Source organism: Cellulosilyticum ruminicola JCM 14822 (genome assembly GCF_001311925.1).
GTDB lineage: Bacteria > Bacillota > Clostridia > Lachnospirales > Cellulosilyticaceae > Cellulosilyticum > Cellulosilyticum ruminicola.
Window position 1 is genome coordinate 1 of the sequence record NZ_BBCG01000179.1, and the last position, 746, is coordinate 746.

1 protein-coding gene is annotated in these 746 nt (G+C 34.3%); it reads left to right on the top strand.

Features of this window, described 5'->3' with window-relative positions:
• Positions 1–20: 20 nt before the first annotated feature.
• Positions 21–746: transposase (locus JCM14822_RS18775; protein ID WP_172674874.1), on the top strand; the 726-nt coding region annotated here is incomplete at its 3' end.

The window sequence follows — 746 nt, forward strand, 5'->3', positions numbered from 1 at the left end:
TCGGTGGGGTTTATAAAACAATGACTTACGATAACATGAAAGTAGCTGTAAAGAGATTTGTTAGTCCCACAGAAAAAGAACCTACTGATGAACTTTTAAAACTTTCTTTATACTATGGCTTTCAGTATCGCTTTTGCAACATTCGAAGTGGTAATGAAAAAGGACATGTTGAAAGAAGTGTTGAATACATACGTAGAAAAACATTCTCTAGAAATGATACTTTTTCTAGTCTTGAAGAAGCTAATGAATACCTATTAAAGCGTTTAGAAGAGCTTAATGCAGTAGTTAAAGAAGGCCACGAGGGTAAATCACCACAAGATATTTTAGAGGCTGAAAAGCCATTTCTTTTACCAAGAATGCCTAAATATCAATCAAGTCGTGTGACAGAGGCTAGAGTTGATAAGTATTCAACGATCTCAGTGGATCAAAACAAATATTCTGTGCCTGATCATCTTGTAGGACAGTTTGTTACAGTACTCATTTATCCAGATCAGATAGAATGTTTTTATGAAAATAAAAAGGTTGCCACACACCCTAAAAAGTATGGCAACCACGAATGGAGTCTTTGTATATCCCACTACACAAAAACCCTAAGTCGTAAACCTGGTGCATTAAGACAAAGTCTTGCATTAAAACAATCAGATGAACGACTTCAAAAAATATACAACTCCTATTATACCGAAAATCCAAAAGATTTCATAGCACTTCTTGAATATATTTCTGAAACTAGAGAAGAAAAGGTGTAT